13 protein-coding genes, 2 tRNA genes and 1 pseudogene are annotated in these 26410 nt (G+C 56.5%); 9 read left to right on the forward strand and 7 right to left on the reverse strand.

Going from position 1 to position 26410, the window contains the following annotated elements; translation table 11 throughout:
• Positions 1-184 precede the first annotated feature (184 nt).
• From ACVWNW_RS04885 to ACVWNW_RS04895, 3 genes are all read left to right on the forward strand, one after another.
• Positions 185-2284 (forward strand): ATP-binding cassette domain-containing protein, encoded by a 2100-nt coding sequence (locus tag ACVWNW_RS04885; protein WP_454481410.1) that lies wholly within the window; start codon positions 185-187, stop codon positions 2282-2284.
• Between the two features lie 4 nt (positions 2285-2288).
• Entirely contained in the window at positions 2289-4019 is a 1731-nt protein-coding gene (locus ACVWNW_RS04890; RefSeq protein ID WP_461196328.1) for an amino acid ABC transporter ATP-binding/permease protein, read from the forward strand.
• 974 nt (positions 4020-4993) lie between these two features.
• The gene (locus ACVWNW_RS04895) at positions 4994-6919 is read left to right on the forward strand and encodes a P-loop NTPase fold protein (protein ID WP_454481414.1); all 1926 of its coding nucleotides are present in this window, start codon (positions 4994-4996) and stop codon (positions 6917-6919) included.
• Between the two features lie 1491 nt (positions 6920-8410).
• On the opposite strand, the gene ACVWNW_RS04900 is transcribed toward ACVWNW_RS04895, so the two are convergent.
• The 3 genes from ACVWNW_RS04900 to ACVWNW_RS04910 form a co-directional block, all read right to left on the reverse strand.
• The gene (locus ACVWNW_RS04900; RefSeq protein ID WP_461196329.1) at positions 8411-9391 is read right to left on the reverse strand and encodes a bacteriophage abortive infection AbiH family protein; all 981 of its coding nucleotides are present in this window, start codon (positions 9389-9391) and stop codon (positions 8411-8413) included.
• Positions 9392-10190: 799 nt separating this feature from the next.
• Positions 10191-10263, reverse strand: a tRNA-Ala gene (locus ACVWNW_RS04905).
• Positions 10264-10300: 37 nt separating this feature from the next.
• Positions 10301-10374 (reverse strand) — tRNA-Ile (locus tag ACVWNW_RS04910).
• A gap of 104 nt (positions 10375-10478) precedes the next feature.
• Here ACVWNW_RS04910 and ACVWNW_RS04915 point away from each other — a divergent pair.
• Together ACVWNW_RS04915 and ACVWNW_RS04920 are read left to right on the forward strand one after the other, a co-directional pair.
• Positions 10479-11087: a M48 family metallopeptidase gene (locus tag ACVWNW_RS04915; protein WP_454481418.1), complete on the forward strand. Its 609-nt coding sequence runs from the start codon at positions 10479-10481 to the stop codon at positions 11085-11087.
• Between the two features lie 485 nt (positions 11088-11572).
• Entirely contained in the window at positions 11573-12340 is a 768-nt protein-coding gene (locus tag ACVWNW_RS04920) for an SDR family oxidoreductase (RefSeq protein ID WP_454481420.1), read from the forward strand.
• 109 nt (positions 12341-12449) lie between these two features.
• Here ACVWNW_RS04920 and ACVWNW_RS04925 read toward each other — a convergent pair whose 3' ends face one another.
• From ACVWNW_RS04925 to ACVWNW_RS04935, 3 genes are all read right to left on the reverse strand, one after another.
• Positions 12450-14090 carry a Na+/H+ antiporter NhaA gene (locus tag ACVWNW_RS04925; protein WP_461196330.1) on the reverse strand — a complete coding sequence of 547 codons (1641 nt, stop codon included), beginning with the start codon at positions 14088-14090 and terminating at the stop codon, positions 12450-12452.
• A 226-nt stretch (positions 14091-14316) separates the two neighbouring features.
• Positions 14317-14796: a Dps family protein gene (locus ACVWNW_RS04930; protein ID WP_015021094.1), complete on the reverse strand. Its 480-nt coding sequence runs from the start codon at positions 14794-14796 to the stop codon at positions 14317-14319.
• A 380-nt stretch (positions 14797-15176) separates the two neighbouring features.
• Entirely contained in the window at positions 15177-16553 is a 1377-nt protein-coding gene (locus ACVWNW_RS04935) for a hemolysin family protein (RefSeq protein ID WP_454481425.1), read from the reverse strand.
• A 157-nt stretch (positions 16554-16710) separates the two neighbouring features.
• On the opposite strand from ACVWNW_RS04935, the gene ACVWNW_RS04940 reads away from it, so the two are divergent.
• From ACVWNW_RS04940 to ACVWNW_RS04955, 4 genes are all read left to right on the forward strand, one after another.
• Positions 16711-17274 carry a peroxiredoxin gene (locus ACVWNW_RS04940; RefSeq protein WP_015021096.1) on the forward strand — a complete coding sequence of 188 codons (564 nt, stop codon included), beginning with the start codon at positions 16711-16713 and terminating at the stop codon, positions 17272-17274.
• Positions 17275-17394: 120 nt separating this feature from the next.
• Positions 17395-19146: an FAD-dependent oxidoreductase gene (locus ACVWNW_RS04945; protein WP_454481427.1), complete on the forward strand. Its 1752-nt coding sequence runs from the start codon at positions 17395-17397 to the stop codon at positions 19144-19146.
• A 423-nt stretch (positions 19147-19569) separates the two neighbouring features.
• Positions 19570-21690, forward strand: coding sequence for an alpha-galactosidase (locus ACVWNW_RS04950; RefSeq protein ID WP_454481429.1), 2121 nt, complete (start codon positions 19570-19572; stop codon positions 21688-21690).
• A gap of 244 nt (positions 21691-21934) precedes the next feature.
• On the forward strand, positions 21935-22234 hold the full coding sequence (locus ACVWNW_RS04955) for a hypothetical protein (protein ID WP_454481430.1): 300 nt from the start codon (positions 21935-21937) through the stop codon (positions 22232-22234).
• Positions 22235-22743: 509 nt separating this feature from the next.
• Here ACVWNW_RS04955 and ACVWNW_RS04960 read toward each other — a convergent pair.
• A pseudogene (locus tag ACVWNW_RS04960) lies at positions 22744-26257 on the reverse strand (RCC1 domain-containing protein).
• Positions 26258-26410 lie beyond the last annotated feature (153 nt).

Here is a 26410-nt window from a genome sequence, read left to right on the forward strand (position 1 = left end):
CCCTAGGCCATATCCGCCGATTTCAGGTTGTGCCGTCAAGTTTAGGAGGGCCGGGAGGGAAAGTAAATGATAATTTTTTATGTCTCTTGCCAGTGCTTCACAATCAGGGTATTGCCTGGCGCGCAGAGATTTTGTTAGTGTCCACTGAGAGGGGCGTATCAGAAAGGCGGCACGGAGGACAGGCATGATCAGCAAGCGACTACTTCATCTACCGGGAGCCAGGATGGGCGCCAGCCTCCTGCTGGCCCTCCTGCAGACGATCGGCGCGTTGGCGGAGGTCCTCCTCCTGCCGGTGGCCATCGCGGCCGTGGGCCGTTCCCTTGGCCTGCCTGTCCCTCATGCCCTTGCCTGGGTGCCTAATCGGCCCGGGCCTCTGGCGGTCTTGATAGGCGGGCTGATCCTGGTTCGGTTCCTGACTCAGGCGATCGCCAGGTCCGTAAGCGCCCGGCTGGCCGATGGGATGGGCAAGGCGCTCTCCCAGGCCCTGTACCTATCCGTGTTTGACCCCAATAGGCAGGAGGACGACCTGGGTGTTCCAGCGCAGACCCTGGCCAGGCTTTCGACCGAGGGGGTCAAGTCGGTCGTCTCCTACTTCACAGCCTATATTCCGACCCTGGTCCAGACTGCCCTGATGCTGGTCGTGACCCTGGCCGTCCTCCTGCCTGTCAGCCCTTTGGCTGCGGGGATTGTCGTGATCGGCATGGTGGCTCTGCCCCTGGCCTCCAAGCCCACCATGGGCGAGAACATCAAGGTGCAGCTGGGCCAGCTGCGCAAGTATGACAAGGTCGGCGTCCACTTCGAGCATGCCCTGAGGGGACTCAACACCTTGAAGATCTTCGGGGCAGACCAGCGGCAGGCCGACGACCTGGCCGAGGAGTCCGAGGGATTCCGCCGGATAACCATGGGGGTCCTTGGCGGGCAGCTGCGCTCGCTGATCAAGGCCGACGTGGTCATCTACACCAGCCTCATTCTGGCGGTGGCAGCCACGGTCCTGATTGGGCAGGACGGGCCCTCTCGAGTGCTGTCCTGTTTGGTTGTCGCCCTGGCCGGGGTCCGGCTCTTTGCACCTGAGCGCCAGCTGGTCTACATGATGCATTCCGGCATGGTCGCCATCAAGCAGGGCAAGGCCATCGATGATATTCTGCAAGCGCGGCAGGGGAGCAACGGGGAGTCGGCGGCTGCAGGTGCGACTCTTGAATCAAGCAAGAAAGTGGCTTCGGAAGGTGCTTCGGCAACGATTCCGGAGGCATCCGCGGCAGTGGATTCAGAAGCAAGTCTTGAAGCATCAGAGGGAGTAGTTCGGGAGTCCAACTCGGGATCTGCTTCGAAGTCTGCTTTGCAACCTACATCGGAACCTGCATCGGAATCCGATTTGGAACCAGCTTCGGTTGTTGTCCGAATTCCTGTATCGGGATCCGCTTCCAACCTTGCATTGGATACTGTCCAAATTTCTCCATCGGGTTCTGCCGGCGCAAGGAGGCAGAAAATTGATTCGGCGCAATCGGGCTCGGAGCAGGCAGATCAGGCAGAAATGTCTGACGACGATTCGTTGGGCATTCGCGCTCGCGATTTGACCTACACCTATCCTGACGGCTTCCAGGCCCTGACTGATCTGAACTTCGACCTGCCTTCTAAGGGGCATGTGGGTCTGGTCGGCGCTTCGGGTTCTGGCAAGAGCACCTTGGCGGGCCTGCTGTCCGGGCGCTTACAGGGATATGCCGGAGAGCTGACCATTGGCGGTCGCCAGATCAGCGATCTGTCGCGCCAGGACCTGGTCGGTCTGCAGACCGTGGTTCGGGGAACCGACCACCTCTTCACCGGGACCATCAGATCGAATCTCGATCCGGCCGGACTGGGCTACTCGGATTGGGAGCTGCTGGATGCACTGGACCGGGTCGATCTGACCGGTCTGGTCCAAAGCAAGGGCGGACTGGACGCTCACATCGATCCTGAGGGAGGCAACCTCTCTGGTGGACAGCGCCAGCGCCTATCCATTGCCCGCGGGCTTCTGAGGCGTTCTCCCGTCTATATCTTCGATGAGGCCACCAGCGCCGTGGACCGCGAACATGACGCTACACTGGCAGCCCTGATGGATGCGCTGGGCAAGGAGTCCCTGGTTCTGACCATCACCCACCGCCTGGCTGGGGTCCGCAATGCCGATTCCATCCTCTTCCTGCAGGAGGGCCGTCTGGTGGAGTGCGGCGGCTTCCGTGAATTGATGGATGCTGGGGGCGGATTTGCCGCCCAGTGGAAGGAGCAGGCCCAGTATGAGGACGGGGAGTGAAGACATGCAGCAGACGACGAGCAACCTGACGATGATGCGTCGCATGGCCCGGCTGATGAAGCCCCTGGCTGGTACGGAGGGCAAGGCCATCCTCTGCGGTAGCTTGGGCCATCTTTTCGCGGTCTGGAGCATGATGGCTGCCGCTGCGGCCCTGATTGGTCTGGTCACGGACTGGCCGCCGCTGAGTGGCCAGTGGGTCGTCTGGGCCCTGGTGGCGGTTCTGACTGCTCTCGGTCGGGGGGTCATGGCCTATGGGGAGCAGTACTACAACCATGAGATGGCCTTCAGTATGCTCCGTGACATCCGCACGACGGTCTTCGACAAGATGCGGTCCCTGGCCCCGGCCGGCCTGCGGGACCAAGCACGCGGAGACATGGTGACAGTGATCACCAACGACATCGAGCTGCTGGAGATCTTCTACGCTCACACGCTTTCGCCCATCGCCATCGCCCTAGTGACCTCCTTGGCCAACCTGGCTCTGCTCACTTGGCTCTCGCCATGGATGGGTTTGGCCGCCCTGGTCTCCTACCTGATCGTCGGTCTGCTCATACCCATCCTGAGCGCAAGGCCCACCTTCAAGGTAGCCATGAAGGAGCGGACGGCCCAAGCCAATTTGCACTCTCTGCTTCTGGAGACCCTTCAGGGCCGCGCAGAGCTGGCGGGGCTGGGCGCTCTGGCGAATACCCGTCGCCGGGTAGGAGCCGCCACGGACCAGATGCTGGATGCCAGGGGATGCACATCTGGGCGGACCATCGCCAACGATCTGGTCACCAACGTGGTCACTCTGATCTGCGCTGGAGTCTTCACATTGATGGCCTGCCACCTAGGTTCGGCAGGGTTGGTGAATCCTGCACGGGGAATGATCGGACTGGTCGGCTTCCTTTCCTCCTTCGCTCCCTTGATACCTGTAGCTCGGCTAGGCGCTGGCCTGCAGCCCACTCTGGCTGCTGCCCGACGGGTTTTCTCGCTTTTGGACAAGAAGCCGCCTGTACGTGAGGTGGAATCCGGTCATGGGAATCCCCTGACGGAGTTCACTGGAGAGGAGGCCAAGGCGGTTTCCTTCTCTTACGCTGGCAAGACTGACACGGGCAAGACTGACTCGGGTGAACATGGCGGTCGAATTGCGGTTTTGGATAAGCTGGATCTTTCCATCAAACCTGGCGAGTTGATCGGCATCCAGGGGGCCAATGGAGTCGGCAAGTCCACCTTGATCGACTTGCTGATGCGGTTCCAGGAGCGCAGCGGCGGGGACCTGACCGTCTCCGGTCTACCTATCGAAACCATCCGCACCGCCGACCTGCGCGCCCAGCAGACTCTGGTGAGCCAGGACACCTACATATTCAGTCTCACTCTGGCGGATAACATCGCTCTGGCCAGGCCCGATACCTGCAGGGCGGATATTGAGCAGGCAGCTCACGACGCGTGCCTGGATGATTTGATTGACCAGCTGCCCGATGGCTTGGATCATCTACTTGCCGACAACGGCTCCGATCTGTCCGAGGGGCAGCGGCAGCGGATAGCATTGGCTCGCGCCTTCCTGAGCTCGGCCCCCTTCATGCTCCTGGACGAGCCCACCAGCAACATGGATGCTCTCTTGGAGGGCCGGGTTCTGGCCAGGCTGATTGAGCGGAAGGATGACCGTACCTGTCTGATTGTTTCTCATCGTCCTTCGGTCTTTGCCCGGGTTGACCGGTTGCTGACGCTACAGAATGGCAGACTGCTAGTTTCTGCCTAATTATTTTTTGGATGACATGCTGACTAATTACAATGTTGACTAGAATCTTTGTATATATACAAATCTGTGTCAGCAATAAATATGTAAAAGACAAGAGAACACACTTGAGAGTTCCTTATCGCCGAACCTGAAACGAGATTACTCACTAGAGACAAATCAGAGGACATTAGTTCGAAGGGGCAAGTGCGCATTCTTGTACTGGAATGACGATACGGATCTGAAACAGGACCTTATCCGAAGATTTAGCAAGCACGAAAGGATAGGAAAGTTCGCTGATGGCTCCTATACTGATTTGGGCCGGACAGATGAACAATCAAGACTGGCTCAGTGTCATTTGACAAGATTTCAGTTTAGTGCACGAACGTGCCAAGATAAAATGCCGTTACGTTGTTCTGGCTTTCTGCACGGCTTTCTTTGGGTGAGAGGAGAGATCGTGGCGTCAATAATTTCGATAGACCAGATTTTCTTTAAATAAGCTAGGTGTAGAGTGTTTGTTATTTACATTGCCTACTAATTCGAATTGGGTCTGCGTGAGCATTCGGAGATTCTCGGAAAGCTGGACATGGGGGGCAGTTTTAATAGACTGAGGTATGACCGTAGTCATTGCGGTGCGAGCCGTCCAGGTTGAGCTTGAGCCCAAAGGAATATGTGTTGGCAAAGGCGTTAGCACATCGTACTTCCGTAATTAATGCTTCTATATTAGATGCTTAATTGCCTTATTCACTTTCCATAAGTATAGGTGCTCTATTTCTATTCACTTATCCTTATGTTGAATACTGTGTAATAATAGATATTGCTGGAGAGCGGTAAAACTCTCGAAAATGAGGTTCGGCTATAAATATACTTGCAAAAAGATATACGGATTTCTCTTACACAAAGAGCCTTTGGGTATGAATTTTCAGTTCAACAATTAGATAATTCACGTGTATTGAGCAATAGTGTTATCAAAGAGGAAGAACTTTGAGGGATCGCTGATGGTTTTGCGAATAGACAGAATTGATACAAAAGAGCAGGCGCAGATCTTTGCCGAGAGGTTGGTATCTTCATCGCAAATATATTTTCTTGATGGAGCATGGGGTAGCGGTAAGAGTGAATATCTGAAAAATGTAGAGTCATATTTGCCTAAACAATTCAAATTCGTTCAATTGACGTTATGGAAGCCTAGCAGTAAGGCTACATTGGCCAAAAAGCTGTTTGCTGTTACTAATCCTTACCTGTCATTTTTGGGCACTTTTTTGGGGTGGGTTTTGATATCCATTATGGTATTTGGCAGTATCGTATTGACCTATGAAAGTGTTATGCCGACTAGTAATACTCGAGATATCCCTCTGCTCATTACCGCAATAGCTGTCATAGTGACCACATTATATGGGTTCTTGAAAAGAAAATGGTTGGACGTAGATTGTATAAGGATGGTTATGTCCTCGTGGACTTTAAGATCTAAGAGACACCATAAAATACTTGTTGTGGACGATTTCGACCGTCTTGATGAAAATCTTCAAAGAGAGTTATATATACTTTTCAACTCTGTTAGGGCGGTACCTTCTGGTTTGCTTAACGCATTTCAGGAACCCGCACGGGTAGTGTTCGTGGGTGACTTGCGGAAGTTAAAAAATACTGAAGATAATTATTTGGGCAAAATAATAGATCAAAAGGTTGCGCTTCCCTTCCGGCTCCAATCCAACAGTGTTGCACACTACATGGCTATTAAATTGACAAATGAACTGGGCTGTGACTGTTCAATGATTAAAGGATTGTTCACTGAAGAGAAGCGTACATTACGTGACGCAAATCAGTTCCTTGCTTATGTAGAACAAGAAGTAATGGAGGAGCGAAAAGCAGGAAAAGTCCAATTAGATCAAGAGCTATTTGTTATATATCTCTATGTGTTTCATCCAGACAAATATCGCATGTTATTAGATGGCTGGTTGCCAGAGTCAAAAGGAAGTAAAGAAGTAGTTTCTCCAACCAACAGAAAAGTTGAAGATAAGAAGCATGACACGACTCTGGTTACGGAACTGATGCAAGCGATGTTTCAGCCTAGATCGTCAAATCCCCCTGATTTTCAGAAAAACAAGTCGGCTTATTTTGTCAACGAGCTAGCTACTAATCACTCGCTTTTTGAATTAAGAGAAATCATTGATTCGGATTCAGAAACTCTTGTTAGATTGCTTAGCGCTAATGAAGCTTCTAAAGATGCTTGGTATGAAGAGTTTTGTTACTTTATCGAAAACATGGTAGCAGAAGAATATGAGACGGTTCAACAGGTGCTAGAGCAATCTGCGATGTTGATCATGAGATCTGAAGTGAGGCATCAACCAAATTCTCTTATTCGTCTTATTTTCAGAAGGCGCTGCGATGCAATCATTGGAAAGAATAGAGATATTCATGATAAAGATCTCATAATAAAATATAATGAGATTTTCGCTAGTGCTGGGGTTATAAATCCCACTGAATGCATGTTTTATTACAGAACGTGTTTGGACTTATACGGTAGGTGGGAATACGAAGGAGGGTATATATCCCGTTCGGTACCATCTATTAATAATAAAAATGTTATGGAATATTTTAGTGATACTGCGAGGACGGTGGAGGCGAATCTAAATTTTGGTAAAAACGATTATGATGCAGAGGCCCTGATTGTGCAATTGGGATATAGCTATTATCTTGACGGACCAATCGATCCACATGTGAATCCTGATTTCCGATCAAAAGTCGGATCAATTGAAAAGCTAAAGCCGTCTGAATATCAAGCATTTTGGAAGACGTACAATATCCAACCTTGGGAAAACGATAGGACTGTTTTAACTGGTAGTAAAGCTTTGGATTTCGACTATAGAGGTCAAAAATATAGCGTCAACGTATTGAATCGCCTAACTCGCGGGTCTAATCAAGGTTAATATTCAGCTTCATTCGTCAGATCATACCATTGCTGAATTTGGCTAATAGTAGTATTCCAAGAGGTACTGAAGAAATATGCCTGATGACTGTGAATTGTGAGTATGTGGGTATTGAATGATAGGGAACAATTGGTAAAAGCATCTAATTCTGTTGTCATTAGTCGTAACCACTCAAAGTAGAGCAATGGCTCAATTTGGTAGTTTATCAAGATGTATCTGAAGCTATTGGTTGTAAAGCTCAGAGATATGCTCTGGCAGCAAAACGGTCAATTTGTTATTAAGCGTCTGAGTAACCTCAAGAATGTTTGGAATTTGAGCTGGTTCGGAATTGTCATGAATTCGGTTCCTTGCGATTGTTTGCCGGTAGCTAGAGCTTGAAAGTCCAGTGTCAGCAGTGACTCTTTGCTAGAAGAGTAGAGTTTTTGGTAATACGCTCTTTGGCATTATTGATGTCTAGGTCTAAGACACCTCCTCTCTCCCCCCCCCCCCCTCCCCCCAGCCGGAGGAGCTTTATCTTTACGCTTATGCGATTAGAGAGTGTTGTTTGTCTCATCATTTATACACGACGTAATGAAATTAACTTATTATTTGACACAACCCTAGTTATACTTCTGTCGGAAGAATTTCTTCCGATCCAATACTATAAATATATAGGAAACGCAGAGGAACATTAAAGAGAAAACTTAAAAACGGAGCAGTTCAAGGTGTAGATTTATAACTTGACAGCTCGCACTAAAAGACACAATTATTTGTGGAGACTATAAGGCGGTATTGTCATGTGACTTCAGCGTACGATCGAACTCTTGCCTACTATCGTAATGGTTATAGGGTCAAAGACCCCTCTGGCAGCCAAGAATGACGAGGTTAGTAAAATGAATTAGGTTTTGGCCGATTATTGAAATGCTCTCGAATGGGAATGTAACTAAAACGTGGATGTATGAAAGAGGCATAAATAGCGCAAAAAGATAACTAGTTTATTGGTGCCTTTAGAGTTTTAAAGTTTGACTATAGTATCATTTTTCCTTCTCTCTCATTTAGAAATAGCAAGCTACACGAAATCTTGTCATGTGCTATTGCTTAAAGATGCGTTAAAGATACAGTTGCATAAACAGGACCGAATTCATAGGCTCGTGACATGGTTGTCAAGATGACGGTATTTGAAGCCTAGCAACCGTTAACGCATGAATCGAGTCCTCCTCCTGGCTCCTATGGAGTCAACGAGATGATTTCACCACTGCTATCTTCGTAGTTCTAAGGGATTCTTGAGCATACGACTGGGATTGTGCGGACACCAGCAGGATCATGAGCTGATGAGGCAATTAGCGATCCTCTCGTTCTGTTCTATAAGATTAAGGGCTCCCATGTTTTCCACCACAAAACGAGATTACGTCAAGAAAAATGTGCGTAAAACCAGCTTTTTCACAGGATTTGGTTGTTGTGTAAATTGATTCATTCCATTTAAGAATAAGTTATGATTTTTCTGCTTGTTGGTCATAAACACATAAAATACTTTTCAGGCGTGATTATTGTTAATCTGTTTTTGGGGATGCCATTATCCTCGGCTCTTGAGCGCATTTCGTTATTTCGCCTAGTGTCTTCTTTTAAGCTTGTACTGCCATGATAAGTAATAGTCCATTTCGCTTGTGGATATACTTGTGCTATTTTTCTTATATACGGTGTGTCGGCTTCCCCTAATGAGTGACCGATAACAATAATCTCGTCGACTGGTTGTTTATTTATATTAGTTAGGAAAGATTCGAGGGCTTCAAAACCGGCATCGAGATTTTTTTCAGTTATAGAAATGATTGATTTACCTATACTTTCAGCAGCTTTGTTTATTTGATCATCTACTGTTTTTTGGAAGACATAGGGATTTATGTCATAAGGGGCGTATTCTTCACTTTCTTTATCTATAAGACCCCTTACTTTGGTGCTAGGACCATGACCGACGATTATTTCACCTGAAGCGGTGGAACCGTGAATATGACAAACTCGATCTGCTTTCACTGCATATTTCTTTTCAAGTGTCATTGTATAGTTGAAAGTTATAAATAGATCATCGTGCGATGGCCAATTCGGAACAGTACAGAAATCTTCATCAAGGTCGATGTTGCTAATCCATTCTTTTATATGTTCAGAAAGAGCTCCGTATTCATTAATATCTACATTTAAGACATTCTCTAACAAAAGATTATCGGGTTCAATTGGACCTACATCATCCGGGTTGCTTGAGCTAACTACCTCACGGTAAGCACTTTTAAATTTCCCAATTATCTCTTCGACATTTGGTCTGCCGAGGTTGCTCTCCAAATCTGCCCAGGGATGTTCAAGGTCATCTGGACTTTCAAACATGTCTGAATGCCATAATTGACCAGAAGGGGAAGTTATAAAATTTTCCCAACTGGTATTTAAACCATGGAGAATATCAAAGCCGTTACCAATGATATAAAGACGTCCCATTACTATCTCCATCTCTATTTCCTCTACCATTTTGCTGTTTATTAATTCAAAATGGTAATGTGCTTGGAGTGAATAACGGAATCAGTCGTGTGTATATAATTTTATTTTGTATAGTAAAATGTTGGCTCTGATGGGCTTGATAATCTTGGTGGCATACGGGAGACCCATACAATAAGCAATTAATGTGGTTACTGAGCAACAAATGATTCCTCAATAAAACTCATTGATGACCCAGAATCACGTAAACAGGAATAAATGTTTCTAAGTTTCGAAGTAACCGAAAATACATGGGATCACGTTATGCGTCTAGGCTCAGTGAACTGATGGGATACCCAGCCAATATTGTCTTGGCACTGCAGATGATGGTACTTGGATGACATTTAATTGATGCGTTAGGTATATCAAAATTGAATCATAGCAGGTAGGTCATGGAAGGCTGATTTGGAAACATAGAGATGGGCATGCCGTTACAAGAATGCAGTCGGGCGCATTAATCGACATGAGCACCAAAAAGCTCGACTACGTAATATGACAGATACAGAGGTCTGAAGTCACGCAGCAGCTAAACGAGACGCGTTTCACTTATGTTCAAAAATATAAAGAGAGCTACGGGAATCTGAGCCTAAAATAGAACGTGCATGAGCCAATCAGTAAAGGCTATACTTAAAGGACAAGGCCATTGAATGCACATGGTGGGAGGATAATAGAATAGATTTGCCGCAAGAACCAGCAGATTCATGATATGAAGTAGTCAATAAGAGATGAGTCTGTAACTGATAAATAGCTATAAATAATCTTAAAAACCTACCTGTGGAGCTAGCCGGATTCGAACCGGCGACCCTCTGCTTGCAAAGCAGATGCGCTACCAGCTGCGCCATAGCCCCGTAAATGTGTAAAGAACTTCAACCGCACAAGAATGCGTGGGCCTGGGAGGACTTGAACCTCCGACCTCATCCTTATCAGGGATGCGCTCTAACCAGCTGAGCTACAGGCCCATGCCGTGTGACCGAAGAATCACACAAGTGGATAGCTTACCATAGTGTCTCCTCAAGTCAATCTCGGCGGCGTCGCGTCGCGTCTTGGCGGAAGAATGGGGGTCATGAGGCGGAAACGGCGTGCGGAACTAGTCCGGTCGGAGCAACTGGAAATCGGTGGTGAGACGGTTCTGGTCATCAGGAAGCGGATCGCCAACGTCTATCTGCGGGTCAAGCCGCCTGACGGCCATCTGGAAGTGGCGGCGCCTCTAAAGCTGGGCGATGACCAGATTCGTGCCTTTATCGACGGCAAGCGCCGCTGGATCGCAACCACTCGAGAACGTCTAGCCCGCTCACGCGATGTATACGCCCAGCCTGGAGCTGATGGTCTGCTGTCGCCAGACCGATCCGAGGCCGAAGCAAAGAGGATTCTCCGTGAGAGGTTGCCCATCCTTCTGGATCGCTGGGTCCCTGTGGTAGGCCGTCGGCCTGAGCGCATCAGTCTGCGGAAGATGAAAACCCGCTGGGGCTCCTGCACTCCCGCCACTGGCCGTATCCGGCTTAATACCGACCTTGCTTGGCTGGATTCTGACCTGTTGGAGTATGTGTTGGTTCACGAGCTGACCCACCTCTACGAGCACGGTCACGGTCCCGGCTTCCGCGCGCGGATGGATCGTTATATGCCCGACTGGGCTGAGCGCCGTCGTCGGCTCAACCGCTATTTAGCTCTGTGACCTCCGAAGCTTCGACATCTGAAGTCATGATTTCCAGAGTCATGATTTCGGGAGCTGTGAACTCGGCGTGATTTCTAAACTTGCGCACTGCGAGCCAGTAAATTATGAACCCACAGCATCATTCGTACTGATGAGTTCCGAATCGAACCCCCCCCCCCCGCTAGGCCATCTCGTACGAACCCGATTGGTTTTTGACGCATCCTTTCGATCCTGATCTAACCTGACTATGCGGCCTGATTCAGCCCGATCTGACTTTGATTTATTTTGACTCAACTAATCTGCCTTTGATTCGTTCCGACCCTGCTCAAGGCTGGTTTAATGCGCCACATTTGTCATCGAAGACCGAAGAGAGACTGCCGCAGCCCATGATGGTGCGCTAGCGTTAAAGAAGAAGGGCGATCCTGCAGCAGCTAGGCAGGCTCCCTGCGAACCGGAGGCAAGCGTGGAGTCAATCCGGGGGAATAGATCATAAAGGAGCGGATGAGATGACGGAATCCAAGAAGACAATCAAGCGTGCCGTGGTGACCGGCGCCTCCAGCGGTATCGGCCAGGCCAGTGCTCGGGCCTTGGTGGACAAGGGCTGGAAGGTGGTCGGCCTGGCCCGGCGCGAGGACAATCTCAAGGCTTTGGCCGACCAGCTGGGTCAGAACTTCACCTATGAAGTCTGCGATGTGACCGACGAGGATTCCACACAGACGGCCGTCGATGCCGTGCTCAAGGGCGGGCCGGTCAAGGCTCTGGTCAACTGCGCCGGTGCAGCCTTCGGCAAGGACCCGGTGGCTACCTCTAGCTTGGACGACTGGCGCGGCATGTACGAGCTGAACGTCATCGGCACCCTGCGGGTCATCCAGAAGCTGCTCCCGGCCCTGAAAGAGTCGGAGGGCACGGTCCTGGTCATCTCCTCCACTGCAGGCATCGAGCCTTACGAGGGTGGCGGCGGATACTGCGCTTCCAAGGCGGCGGAACGGGTCATGGCCCGTATTCTGCGGCTGGAACTGATTGGCGAGCCAGTGCGCGTGGTCGACATCGCTCCGGGGCTGGTCCACACCGATGAGTTCTCCCTGAAGCGGTTCGGCGGCGATAGTGACCGGGCCGACGCGGTCTACGCCGGGGTGCCTGACCCGCTGACCGCCGACGACATCGCCGGATGCGTCACCTGGGCCCTGGAGCAGCCCGACACTGTGGACATCGACCAAATCGTGGTCCGCCCCCGCGCTGAGGGCTCCTACACCAAGCTCTACCGTCGCAGCTAAGCCTGATAAGGGACCGATTCTGTCAAAACTGATTCTGTCAAAACCGAGTTTGGCAGGCTGATTCTGGCAGGAACCGGGTCTGGCAGAGGTTGAGTCTTGGCGGTTAAGCCTATGTGTGCCTGGCAGAACGTAGTCGACCGGGGATGGTGCCGACAGCCACGATGAGCACGGACAGGACCGATCCTGCCAGCACGCCCAGTAGGGCTGACTCCAGATGCGGGGAACCAGCGAAGGCCAAGTTGGCGATCAGGAAGGACATGGTGAAGCCGATTCCGCAGAGCTGGCAGAGGCCAATCATGTTTCCGGTCGTGGAGCCGGCAGGCCGCTGCAGCCCCAGACGACTTGCCAGGATCACCATGGTCATGATTCCCAAGGGTTTGCCCAAGGCCAGACCCAGCGTGGCCCCCCAAAAGACCCGGTCCGTCAGCAGTCCGGGTCCCAGCTGATCCAGGGAGATGGACAGCGAAAAGAAGGCGAAAAGGGGCAGGACCACCAGGGCGCTCAAAGGGGTCAGGAAGTGGTCCAGCCGTTCAGCCGGTGATAGCGTCGGGTTGCGGTTTGGCTCAATCTCAGTTGGTTCAAACCCAGCTGGTTTGGTATTGGCTTGACTGGTCACTGGTGGATGGGTCTCGGTCGGCTCGGTACCGGATGGTTTTGTATCGGTTGGCCTATGCTCGGTTGGCTCAGTTACGTTCGGCGCGGTACTGGCCGAAGGCTCTTCCGCTTCTGTTGCTTCCGCTTCGGCCGCATTCGGCCTGGCAACAGGGGTCAATAGGCCCATCGCCACTCCCGCCAGCACCGGGTGGATTCCAGCCTTGAAGAGGCTGTACCAGGCCAGCAGACCGCCTGCGAGAGCGCCCAACAAGCAGAGAAATACCAAGGGTCGCCAGAGCGGGCAGAAGCGGTTCGCCGCTCGGACCAGCAGGGCCCAGACCACAAGGCCGGCCAGGCTGACAAGTAGCCAACTCGGTTGTCCCAAACTGGAGTAGCCCAAGGCGATCAGCAGGACGCCGACCAGGTCGTCGAAGATGGCCAGGGTCATCAAAAAGGCCTGCAGGGCGGGTCCGGCTTTGGGCAGGAGCAGTTGCAGAGCCGCCAGGGAGAAGGCTACATCGGTGGCCGTTGGGACAGCCCAGCCACGCAATCCGGCGGGGGAGCCCAGGTTGAACAGGCAGTAGATCAGGATCGGAACGGCCACACCGCCCAAAGCGGCCAGCATGGGCAGCAGGACCTGCTTGTGGTCGCGCAGAGTGCCCGTGGCAGCCTCCTGGCGCAGGTCAAGACCCATGGTCAGGAAGAATATGGTCAGCAGCCCGTCCTGTATCCAGTCCCTGAGAGACAGGTTCAGTCCACCGGGCAGGTCCAGAGGAATCCAAGCGGCAAGAGCCTTCAGCCCCGGCCCGGTCTCTGGCAGATTGGCCAGGATCAGCCCAGCCAAGGCACAGGCCATCATAAATAGCCCGGTGATCCGGTCGTTTTCAGCCAACGACGACAGGGCGGTGAAGAAGTTTGAAAGATGGAGTCGTTTGTGCCGGTCCTTGTCAGATCCGCCCTGCCCATGCTGAGGATTTGATGGTTGGGCATTCGATGGCCTGGAATCCGACGGTCCGGAATTCAGTTGGGTGTCTGAGGGTTGGGGGCCCGACTGCCTTGGATTGAAAAGTTTAAGATTCTGCTGCGAATTCGAATCGTCGCAATCCTGACGATGCGAATTGACTTGGAATGTTGGGAATGTAGGCGTGGGCGGCATGATACTCCTGGTCGGGCGGGTAGGGTTCGGTCTTCCATGGCCGACCAGTCTTCCCGGCGTGAGGCAGCGCCCGGCTGTCTCCCAAGTGCCAATTCTATCCTGAGTTCCTGCAGTCTATCTCGGTCAGAGAAAATGCCGGCGGCCCCGCACCTTCACGATGCAGGGCCACCGGCATACCGCCTATCGAGGGCGGCGATGAGTTCTCAGAACTCAGTAACTCAGTAACTCAGAACAGGTGGCTGCGCATGAACCACTGGAAGTGCTCCAGCTCCTGCACGTGGTCCTGCAGAATGTTGGAGCTGACGATGTCCAGGTCGTCCAGCTCCTTGATGGCCTCGCGGTCGCGCTTGATGAAGGTGGTGTAGTAGGTATCCAGGGCCTTCAGGTAGTCCAGAGCATCCTGGCGGCCGGTCATGGTGATGCCATCCCAGTCGCGGTTCTTCATGATGTCGTCGGGCCGTCCGGCGGGGGAGCCGCCCAAGGTGGCGATGCGCTCTGCGGTCTCGTCGGCCATGTTCAGCACCGAATCGACCTCGGGGTCCATCATCTCGTGAATGCCGATGAATTCCTTGCCCTTCATGTTCCAATGGGCGTGCTTGAGGATCAGGGCAGTCTCCTGTTCCTGGCTCAGACGGCTCTGCAGGATGGCGATGACCTTCTCGCTGGTCGCTTCGTCGAGTCCCGGTACGGTAAAGTTCAATGCCATAATCGCTCCTTAAATATGAAATTATGCCTGCGGTCGGGTCAGCCCGACCTTGTATCTCCAGACTAGAGGAAAAAGCAAGGAAACGCTTGGATTTTGCGGGAATCAACCAGTGAAATCATTCACGGACCATCGGCTACGCTGATAGTCATTTTTCCTTGACTGGCGTGAGGGCGGTCACCGGCTGACTGCTAGCCAAGCACTGGCTAGAGGATAGCTGGATTCGGTTAGACGATAGCTAGGCTCTGGTCGCAGTATCGTCTCGGCCCGCCTTGGATTGTCGTCTTCCTTCTTAGCTTCGACCAACCTCGGTCAGGTTAGAGCCGGCAAAGCTATCCTCGGTCAAGTCAGTCTCGCTCAGATTAGATCTGGTCCGGTTATCCTCAGTCCGCTCCTGCTTCGGAATTCGACCTGTCTTCACCCTTGCCATCCGCGTCGGCCTCGTCATCATCGGCGACCTGGTCCTCGTCCTGCCGCCGCCTGACCTCGATGGTCTCGATGCGCCGACCATCCACCTTGGTCACCACCATGTCATACCCGTCGTCGGAGTGGATTACGTCGCCCACCTGCCCCATGCGCCCGGTCTGGGCCAGGAAGTAGCCGGCCAGGGTCTCGTAGGGGCCATCCTCCAGCTCGATTCCGGTCAGGTCGGCGAAGTCCTCGATGGTCATGCCGCCGTCGACCGTGGCGACTCCGTTGACGAAGGCGGTTGCCTGGGGATGGGCCGGGTTCTGCTCCTCGGGCAGGTCGTACTCGTCGCGGATATCGCCCACCAGCTCCTCGGTCATGTCTTCCAGGGTGACGATGCCGTCGGTGCCACCGTACTCGTCGATGACCACGGCCAGGTGGATGCCCTTCTTGCGCAGCTTCTCCAGGCTGGGCAGGAGCTTGGAGGTGCCGGGCAGGGCGATGCCGGGCCGGGTCACGTCGGCCACGGTCTTGGCATGGGGATTGCGCACGTCCATCAGATCGCGAACGTGGACGAAGCCCAGCACGTCGTCAAAGTCGCGTCCTGTCACCGGGTAGCGCGAGTAGGGCTCGTCGTGCACGAATTCGACCGCATCCTGCAGCGGCATGTCCCCGGCGATGAAGACCACATCGGCCCGGGGGCGCATGACCTCGGCCACACTGGTCTCTGAGGCATCGAAGACGTCGCCCAGGATCATCCGCTCGTCCTTGCTCAGGTTGGTGTTGGAGGAGACCAGCATTCGCAGCTCGTCGTCGCTGACCTCGGTGTCGGTCTGCTGAGGGTCGAAGCCCAGGATGCGCACGATGAGGTCGGTGTTCTTGCCGATCAGCCAGATCAGCGGTCTGCACAGGGTGGTGAAGACATCGATGGCCGGAACGACGGCCCTGGCGATGGCCTCGGTGCGCTGCATGGCGATCCGCTTGGGCACCAGCTCGGAGATGACGATGGAGCAGTAGGAGATGATCAGGGTCAGGATCACCGTGGTCAGGGTGCCGGCCAGACCCTCGTGCACGCCCCACCCGGTCAGGACGGGCACCACGTAGGGGGTAATGGATGATGCGCCGAAGGAGGCCGACAGGAAGCCCGTCAGCGTCACGCCGATCTGCACGGCGGAAAGAAAGGTGTTGGGGTCGCGGGCGATGCGGGCCACCCGGGCGCCGCGCGCGTCCTGTTGCTCCATCTGCTCCAGCTGCGAGCCTCGCAGGGAGACCAGCGCCAGTTCAGTCCCCGAGAAGACGGATCCGAGCAGGAGAAAGAAGAGAATGAGCAGGATGTTCAGCCATAATGCCATGCCTCTAATGCTAGGGTATGGGCGCCCCATGTGCCCTATGTCACACCCCAGCGGCGAACCTCCGTCTTCCCCATGCAGCGCTTCCTGACTAGCATGAAATACGGAGACAGGTTCGGCTTCAGGCCGACGTTCCCAATGCTCCCGAAAGGATTTTTTCATGTCACAGCTTCAGCACGAATTGACTGAGTTCACCACGCAGGCCTACCAGGATAACAAGACCTTCCCGGTCTCCAAGAAGGATCTGCTGGGCCACTGGTCCCTGCTCTTCTTCTACCCTGCGGACTTCAGCTTCGTCTGCCCAACCGAGCTGGAGGATCTGGCCAGCAAGTACGAGGACTTCAAGAAGATTGGCTGCGAGATCTACTCCGTCTCCTGCGACACCGAGTTCGTCCACAAGGCCTGGCACGAGGCCAACGAGAAGATCGCCAAGGTCCAGTACCCCATGCTGGCCGATCCGACCGCAACCCTGGCCAAGGACCTGCAGACCTACAACGAGGCCGAGGGCAAGGCCGAGCGCGGCGACTTCATTCTGACTCCTGAGGGCAAGGTCGTGGCCTACGAGGTCATCTCCTCCAACGTGGGCCGCAACGCCGACGAGCTGCTGCGCCGCGTCCAGGCCTCCCAGTTCGTCTATGAGCACGGCGATCAGGTCTGCCCTGCCAAGTGGGAGCCCGGTGAGGACACCATCGAGCCCAGCCTGGATCTGGTCGGCCAGCTCTGATCCGCAGCTGCCAACATCGGGAACTCGCCGATCGGAAGCGACCAGGGCGGGTTCCCTTTTCTATATTTACGACCAGCATTCAAAACAGCATATCCGTGCATTCCTTCGGAAGAGGCATTCATGACGGAAGACAAGAATCTTTATGACGTGGTCATCATTGGTGGCGGCCCTGCAGGCCTGAGCGCAGGACTCTACCTGGCTCGGGCGCGGTATCGCACCCTGATCCTGGAGAAGGACGACTTCGGCGGCCAGATCACCATTACGGCCGACGTGGTCAACTACCCGGGCGTGGCCAGCACTGACGGCCGCAAGCTGACCGAGACCATGCGCCAGCAGGCCCAGAACTTCGGAGCCGAGTTCATGAGCGCCGAGGCCACAGGCATTGATGCCCAGGGTGACATCAAGGTGGTCCACACATCCCGGGGCGACCTGCGCACCTTCGGCATCCTGATCGCCACAGGTGCCAGCCCCCGCAAGATCGGCTTCCAGGGCGAGCAGGAGTACGCGGGCCGCGGTGTGGCCTACTGCGCCACCTGCGATGGCGAGTTCTTCACCGGGCGTGAGGTCCTGGTGGTAGGCGGCGGGTTCGCTGCAGCTGAGGAGTCGGTCTTCCTGACCAAGTACGCCACCAAGGTGACCCTGCTGGTGCGCGAGGAGGACTTCACCTGCGATGCCGCCGTGGCTGACGAGGCCCGGAACAACGACAAGATCGAGATCCACTACTCCACCGAGCTCAAGGGGGTCTCCGCAGGCCCCGGCGGACTGGTCGAGGCCACCATTTTGGACCGCAAGAGCGGGCAGACCACCACCTGGAAGCCCCAGGACGGTGGCACCTTCGGCGTCTTCGTTTTCGCTGGCTACGTGCCCCAGACCGGCATGCTCAAGGGCGTGGTGGATTTGGACGACCACGGCTACGTGCTGACCCACGACTACCTGGAGACCTCGGTGCCGGGCATCTACGCCGCCGGGGATCTGCGGGTCAAGAACCTGCGCCAGGTCATCACCGCCACCGCCGATGGGGCTGTGGCCGCCGTGGAGCTGGAGCGTTACGCCTCCAACATGTCTGACAAGACTGGTCTGGTACCGCCGCGACCCGAGGATTCTCCCTATGCCCGTTCTGAGCGGCAGGCCGAGAATTCCGCACTGGCCTCGGGCACTTCGCCCGCGCCTGTGGCCCAGGAGCACGACCAGGCCCCGGCCAAGACCTCCGGCTTCTTCGGACCGGACATCCGCAAGCAGCTGGACATGGTCTTCGGCAAGATGACCGGAAAGCTGGAGCTGGCCCTAGACCTGGACGGCAGTCAGGTCTCCAAGGAGCTGGAGGCCTTCGTGGACGAGCTGGTCGGGCTCTCCGACGGCAAGCTGACCTCCAGGGTGGACTCCCGCACGGATGAGGACGGCAAGGAATACGATCCCGCCGGCGACCTGCCCGATGCCCGACCCAGCGTGCGCATCTGCCGCGTGGACGACCAGGGCGTCTCCCAGCCGACCGGGTTGGCTTTCCATGGCGTGCCCAGCGGCCACGAGTTCAACTCCTTCGTTCTGGCCCTCTACAACGCGGCCGGCCCCGGTCAGCAGGTGGATCAGCCCACCTCGGACCGTATCGATGCCATCAAGGACCAGGTGGACGTGATGATGCTGGTCTCCCTGACCTGCACCATGTGCCCGACCACGGTCCTGTCCGCCCAGCGTGTGGCTGCCCAGAACGGCAAGGTGCGTGCCGAGGCTTACGACCTGGCCCACTTCCCCGAGCTGAAGGACCAGTACCAGGTCATGAGCGTCCCCTGCATCGTAATCCGCAAGGACGGCCAGGAGACTGTGGAATTCGGCAAGAAGTCCGTCCCCGAAATGCTGGATCTGATCGGAGCCTGATCTGGGTTCGAGCCTGAACAGAGTCTGAAAGGGCGCTGGCGTTACTGCCTTTGCGGTGTGACGTCAGCGCCTTTTCTGATTTAAGTCCCTAAATCATATTGATGAAAAAACTGCTGATGCTATCCACGGTCTACATGGTCTGCCACATTCATGGCGCATGCGGCGATTGTTGTCATCATGACCGGCTCGACACAGTCTGGAATGACTACGCTCTGTCCCACTGCATCCTTAATTGAGAAGGTCCCATGGGGGGGGGGTCGCTTACACGTTCCTGCGGAGACACTTCAATGCGGTGTTAATGGCCGGAGCAGTCAAGTAGTCTATTAATCAGGAGCTGCCTACCGCAGTGGAGCGGGCGGCTCACTGGTTCATCAAGCATTGTTGTTTTTGCACATGTGTGCCGTAGCTACCAAAGGATTTTTCATGCTCTTCCCACAGTCGGTCCATTCAAATCAGCCGCTCACCTACATGGCCCTGGGGCCCATCACCCCGGGTGCCGATATTCCTGACATCAGGGGACTGTATGCAGGCCCGAACCTGAATGGCTTGGAACAGACTCCCGCCTGGACCTCAACCCATTCGCCCCTGCTGCTGGAGCATGCGCAGAACACCTACCTGCACCCGGGCCTGACCGGGCATCGGATCGCCCACGGCCCCGAGGGCATCCAAGCCGGGCGCTCATGGTCGCCGCGATTCCTGGTGGAAAGTCAGCCCGAGCAGACCGCCGAATCGCTGACTATTAGAGCCCGTGACGAGGATGCCCAGCTTGGGTTGGCGACCAGGGTGGAGGCCATGGCCGGCGGTTCCCTGCGGATTCGCCACACCCTGCGCAACCTGGGCGTCGATCCCTTCCTGGTGGAGGATCTGGAGGTCCGCCTTCCCCTGGACGACCAGCAGACCCAGATTCTGGACTTCGCCGGCAGACACGAGCGTGAGCGCAGCCCCCAGCGCCATGACCTGGCCGACGGGGCCTGGGTCCGTGAGTTTCGCTGGGGTCGCACCGGCTTCGAGGGGCCTGTGGTCATGGTGGGCACCCCCGGGTTCAACTTCCATCATGGCAGGGTGCTCTGCGTCCAGCCGGCCTGGAGCGGGAACACCGTGCTCCGGGTGGACCGGAACAGCGCCACCCCGGCCGGCGTTAGCGCTGGCGAGCTCCTTCTGCCCGGCGAGGTGGTTTTGAGCCAGGGCCAGGAGTACAGCACGCCCTGGATTGTGGTCACGGCCTCCGACCATGGCATGGATCCGATCATGAACAGCCTGCATGCCTGGGAGCGAACCCTGCCCGAGCACCCCCGCGAGCAGCCGGTAATCCTGAACGTCTGGGAGGCCATCGGTTTCAAGCACGACTTCGATACCCTGCGCGACCTGGCCGACCGCGCTGCCCGCATCGGGGTGGAACGCCTTGTTCTGGACGACGGCTGGTTCCACCTGCGCCGGGACGACACGGCTGGTCTGGGCGACTGGTGGGTGGACGCTGCGGTCTGGCCACACGGTTTGGAGCCTTTAGTTGATTATGTCCATAAATTGGGGATGCAGTTCGGCCTCTGGTTCGAGCCGGAGATGATCAACCCGAATTCGGATGCCTTCCGCGACCATCCTGAGTGGGTCATGAGGGCATCCTCCAGAAACCCCGAGCTGCAGCGCAACCAGCTGGTCCTGGACCTGACCAATCCCCAGGCCTTCAACCATGTGCTGGAGGCCATGACCCGGGTTCTGGAGTCCTGCCAGATCGACTACGTCAAGTGGGACCACAACCGCGATCTTCTTGAGGCTGGTTCCCAGGCCCGTGGAGGCGCGCCGGCCATCCATGAACAGACCTTGGCCTACTACCGCCTTCTGGATACTCTCCGCGCTCGCTTCCCCAAGGTGGAGTGGGAGTCCTGCGCCTCGGGCGGCGGCCGCATCGACCTGGGTGTGATCGAGAAGATCCGCCGCTTCTGGACCTCTGACATGACCGATGCCCTGAGCAGGCAGATGATCCAGCGCTGGACCGAGCAGACCGTAGCCCCCGAGTATATCGGCGCCCACATCTCCCAACCCTCCTCCCAGCAGACCGGCAGAACCTACAGCCTGGATTTCCGGGCGGCCACGGCCGTCTTCGGATCCATGGGCATCGAGTGGGACATTCGCCAGGCCAGCGAAGAGGACTTGGAGCGGCTCAAGGAATGGATTGCCTGGTACAAGGCCAACCGTGGCTTCCTCCACTCCGGCCGTGTGGTCCGCCTGGACCTGGCCGACCCCTCGGTACTGGCCCATGGCGTGGTGGCCCCCGACCGCAGCCGGGCCATCCTGGCCCACGTCCAGTTGGACGAATCCCTGCATAATCGTGGTGTTTATCTACGTATTCCCGGCCTGGACCCCAAGGCCCGGTATCGGCTGGCCTGGACCGGCCCCGCCAAGCCCAGGGCTTCGCTGGAGCACTTGGATCCGACGGGTCCGCTGGGCATCGCTGAGGTCACCGGCACCTATCTGGAGCGTGTGGGCATCCGCATACCCCGCTGCCAGCCTGAGACCATCCGCCTGATCGACCTGGTCCGGGTCTGACCCGCCGCCATCAGCCACACCACAGGGATGAAGGAGCTCTGAATCATGAACCCCACCAGCCTTAGTCTGAGAGAGCCGAACTGGATCACGCTGACCACCGATGCCGACAGGGAAACCGTGCCCGCAGGCCCAGGACTACATCCGTAAAGACATCGCTTAGCTGGAGGAGTGAGCTACCAGCTGGTCAAGCAGCTTTACCGGGCCTCTTCGAACAGGCCACCAAGACCGGAATGCTGGTCCAGGGTTGCAACGTGGTAGGACACCTGGGCATCGGCTTTATGCAGATCAACCAGACTGGCACCCCACTCTTATTCTCGGCCCGCCCGGCAGCCTGACCGCCGCCCAGGAGGACCAGCTCAAGCAGGCGCTGGCCGTGGCCTCGGCCGGTGGCGCCCATGCTATTCCGTCGGACTGGCTGGTCAACGACTGCCCTGAGATTTGGACTGACAACGCCGGCACCCACCGATACTTCTGGTATCAGTCGGCTGGCCTGGAGTTCTCAGACATGCCCGATCGCTACGACGGGTATCTTTCCGCCATTTAGAAGTAGATGACGGCCGTGCTCGGTTGGGATGGGCACAGCCGCCAGTTCGCCGGATTGCAGTGATGGGAATCCGACCTTACTCGTGCGAAGTACAGTGGGGGATATTCGATAACGCCATTTACAGAGCCTCCCAAGAACTCTACCGACTGACTCCCCAGCAGCCGGTGCAGCTAATTCGTTTCCGCGTCTTTGTACAGTGATACAACCTTATCATCGCGCAATGACTATGGCAGCCTGATCCAGTGTCGGCGGAACTCATAGTTGACAGGTTAAGTAAACAGCGGCCAGGCCGGCTGCGGGTTTCTGCCCACGGCTGGCCCAGCCGTGTTTCCCTCCCCTTCCAGGCGGGGCGGGGCGTTCATGCCTGCCTTGAACTCCAGCAGGCGGAAGTGTGGTGGGGGCGCGGGAGGGAGTGTCGGCTCACTTGGGGTTGAGCCTTGACTGACACCGGCCTCCCTGCCCCCTTTTGTGGGCCGGGGGCGGGGGGATTGATCCGCCCGCGGCTCGTCTTACTCGTGTGTAGTGTGCGACAGCAGGCGTGTTTCTCTCTGGTGGCGGCGGGATGCCAGGACCCCGCCCATGCCGGTCATGCCGGTGGCCAGGGCGAGCAGGATGCCTTCCCCGCCTGCCTTTGGGAGCACGCCTGCAGCCAGGTATGTGTATTTGAGGGAGGTGTCCGGCTGTTGGGCTGCGCCGCCTATCGTGTAGTCCACGCTGACGGTGACCGTGCCCGGCATGTGCGCGGGCGTAGTCACGGTCACGCTGCCGCCAACGCCGGGCTTCAGTTCTGATACGGGGGTCTGGTCGAATCTGACGCCGGTGATCGCAAGCTGCAGGTTGAACACCGGCGGCACAGGAACATTCGTGTCAATGGTGTTGTTGTTGCCGAGCTGGCCATAGTAGTTGTATCCCCATGCGTAGGCGTTCCCATCGCTACCCATGGCCAGCGAATAATGGTATCCACCGCTGACCTGTACGACTTTCAGCCCTTTGCTTGCGTCAGTGGGGCTGGCGGGGTCGCGCACGCGCACAGGAACAGGATTTACATAGTTGCCGCTGGTTTTGTTGCCGAGCTGGCCAGCGAGGTTGCATCCCCATGCGTAGGCGTATCCGTCGCTGCCCACAGCCAAGGAATGATCGCCTGCGGCGTGCACCTGTACGACTTTCAGCCCTTTGTTCGTATCAGTGGGGCTGGCGGGGTCGCGCACGCGCACAGGAACAGCCGAATCCGTTGTGCTGTTATTGCCGAGCTGGCCATCATTTCCGTTCCATCCCCATGCGTAGGCGTATCCGTCGCTGCCTACGGCCAGCGAATGATTGCCTCCGGCGCTGACCTGCACGTAGGCGAAATCCGTCGGCGCGCCTACAGGTATGCGCACCCTGACCGGCGTATTCTGCTTGGTGGTCGTCCCGTCGCCGAGCTGGCCATAGTAGTTGCTTCCCCATGCGTAGGCGTTTCCGTCGCTGCCCAGGGCCAGAGTATGACTGCCTCCGGCGCTAACTAGAACGTAGGCGAAGTCCGCTGGTTTTCCCACTATGTTCGGCGTTTTCCGGTTGTTGTAGGTCCCGTCGCCGAGCTGGCCAGAGTTGTTGTATCCCCATGCGTAGGCGTTTCCGTCGCTGCCCAGGGCCAGCGAATGATTGCCTCCGGCGCTGACCTGTATGTAGGTGAAATCCGGAGGCGTGTTTGCAGGCTTGCTCACCCTGACCGGCGTCTTCCGTTGAGTGGTCGTCCCGTCGCCGAGCTTGCCATACGTGTTGTCTCCCCATGCGTAGGCGTTTCCGTCGCTGCCCAGGGCCAGCGAATGAGTGCTTCCGGTGCTGACCTGTATGTAGGTGAAATCCGGAGGCGTGTTTGCAGGCTTGCTCACCATTACCGGCGTAGTCCGCTTATCGGTCGTCCCGTCGCCGAGCTGGCCATAGTAGTTGCTTCCCCATGCGTAGGCGTTTCCGTCGCTGTCCACCGCCAGGGAAAAGCTGCTGTCTAGTGATCCGCTGACCTGGCTGAACCTGATGCCTCGGCTGGCGCTGTCTGGCGGGGTGATGGTGGTGGGGTCGCCGCCCGCCTGGCTGCCCTGGCTGGGGCTGATGCTCCACGTGTTGTTCCGGCTTGCGGGCGTCCACTTCGCGGTCAAGGTCATGTTGTTGGTGACGGGCCTACTGAAGTCGTAGGCGACCTGTCCGGTGAACCATCCGTCGAACAGGAAGCCTTGGCGCGTCGGGTCGGGGGAGGGCCGCTTCACCCTCCCATACGGGGTGGTGAAATTCTGGTCTGCTGGTTCGGGGCTTCCTCCGCCCGTGTCGAAGTGGACCGTGAGCGTGGCTCTTGGTTCGATGTCTCGTGTCAGCGGCTGGTCGACCGTGTAGTTGAGGCTTCTGGTGAAGGGCTGGCCGTCCTGCCTGCCGGTGATGAGGATGGCGGCTGGCCCAGGATTGCGGGCGGGTATGTCCGCCTGCCATGAGTCGTTGCTCCTGGTGAGTTTGAGCGGTTGGCCATCCATGCTGGCTGATTCCAGTGTGGGCGCGGTGCCGGTGTCGAGTCTTGCTGGCTTGCCTGGATTGCCTTGATGGTCCGGGCTCCACGTGAACATGCTGCCTTGCCGGTCGATGGCGGTGATCCTGTTGCCGACCTTGGCGGCCTGCATGTACTGCTGGTTCCCGTCGTCCGCCTGGGTGGGCTTGCTGCCCGGCTTCCAGGCCCAGAGGCGGCCGTCAGTGCCGGTGATGACGGCCTGGCCCCGGTTGGCGGTGATCCTGCTGGCCTGCACGCCGTCTTGCAGATTGAGCTGGGTCATGGCGGTCGTGCTGTCTGGCAGGTACCAGGCCTGCCCGTCCGTGTCCATGAGGAGGAACCCTGGGTTGAGGGCTTGGGCCTGGACGGTGCGCGTGCCCGGGTCCTGCTTGATGCGTGCGGGCTTGGCGTTTCCGGTATTGGCCGTTTCCCAGGTCCAGGCCTGCCCGTCAGCGTCCACGATGAGGATCCGGCTGCCGGAGGCGACGGCGGTGACGGCCTGCGCCTTTCCGGGCAGGCTGGTTGTGGCCTGCTGTATGAGTTTCGGATTCTGATTCTGGTTGTCGGCATCGCTGGCCTGATAGGCGTGGACCTGTCCCTGCCGCTCCACTGCCAGCAGCCGGTCGTCGTTCATGCTGATGCTAGTGTATCCGCCATCCCGGCCGGTGCCGAGGATGGCGGGCATCGCTTGCCCAGTGGTCCAGGTGTAGATATGCTGATCGGATCCCAATGCTGCGTGCAGTTGGCTGTCGGCTGCGGCCTGCAGATAATGGAATCCGTCGGGAGCTTGGGCGGGAGAAGGAACCCGTTTGGGTGTACTGTCTTTCGTCCATGTGTAGATATAGCCGTCGCCGGTCAGGCCGACTAGTTGCTGCCCGGCAGCTTGCACGCTGACGTAGTAGGGCTTCTGCCTGTTGGGCGGGCTGATGGCCAGGCGGGCGCCGGTGGCTGGCCCGTGATCCGGGCTCAGGGTCCAGTCCGTGGTCTTTGACCACTTGGCTTTCAGGGTCGTGTCCTGGAGGATGGGGGTCTGCAAGTCGAAGGGCTGGCTGTCGTATGTCCACCCGTTGAACCGGAAGCCGGGACGCTGCGGGTTCTGCTGCGGAGGGGATACAAGGGTGCCGGTCTTCACTGTTGACTGTGTTGGCTTGCTGCCGTCGGCCGGGTCGAAACGCACCATGTGCGAAGCTTGATCTTCCGTCTTGTCGGCCGACTTGGTTGTAGCGGAGCCTGCGCTGTCGGGTGTGCCCGTCGTCGATGACGGGGTGCTAGGCGTGGGGTTTAATGGCGTGGTGGTTTGTATTGGCGATGGGGTGGGAAGTGGAGAATTGGTTGCGTTGCTGGGGAGAGTGGCGGGGTTTTGCTCAGCTACGCGAGGGGTCTGACGACCCCCCCCCCCCGGTGAGTACAGGAGCGTCCGCTTGGGCGGATGCGACACCCAAGCCTGCCAGCAGGCCCAACAGGACGGCCGTCATCGCCAACGTGCGATGCAAACGGGAAACCAGATGCATGAAACCAAACCCCTTTACCAACACCAAACGGTGCCAATAGCTCGCCTATGTAAGCTTCTTGCTGCCGGAAAGCCGCCCGGCCTGCCTACGCCAGCCCTGCACCCGATCGCAGGAACCAATGGCGGAAGCCAGCCGTCTCCCGACACCCCACTT

It is taken from the genome of Bifidobacterium sp. JNUCC 75 (genome assembly GCF_054819865.1).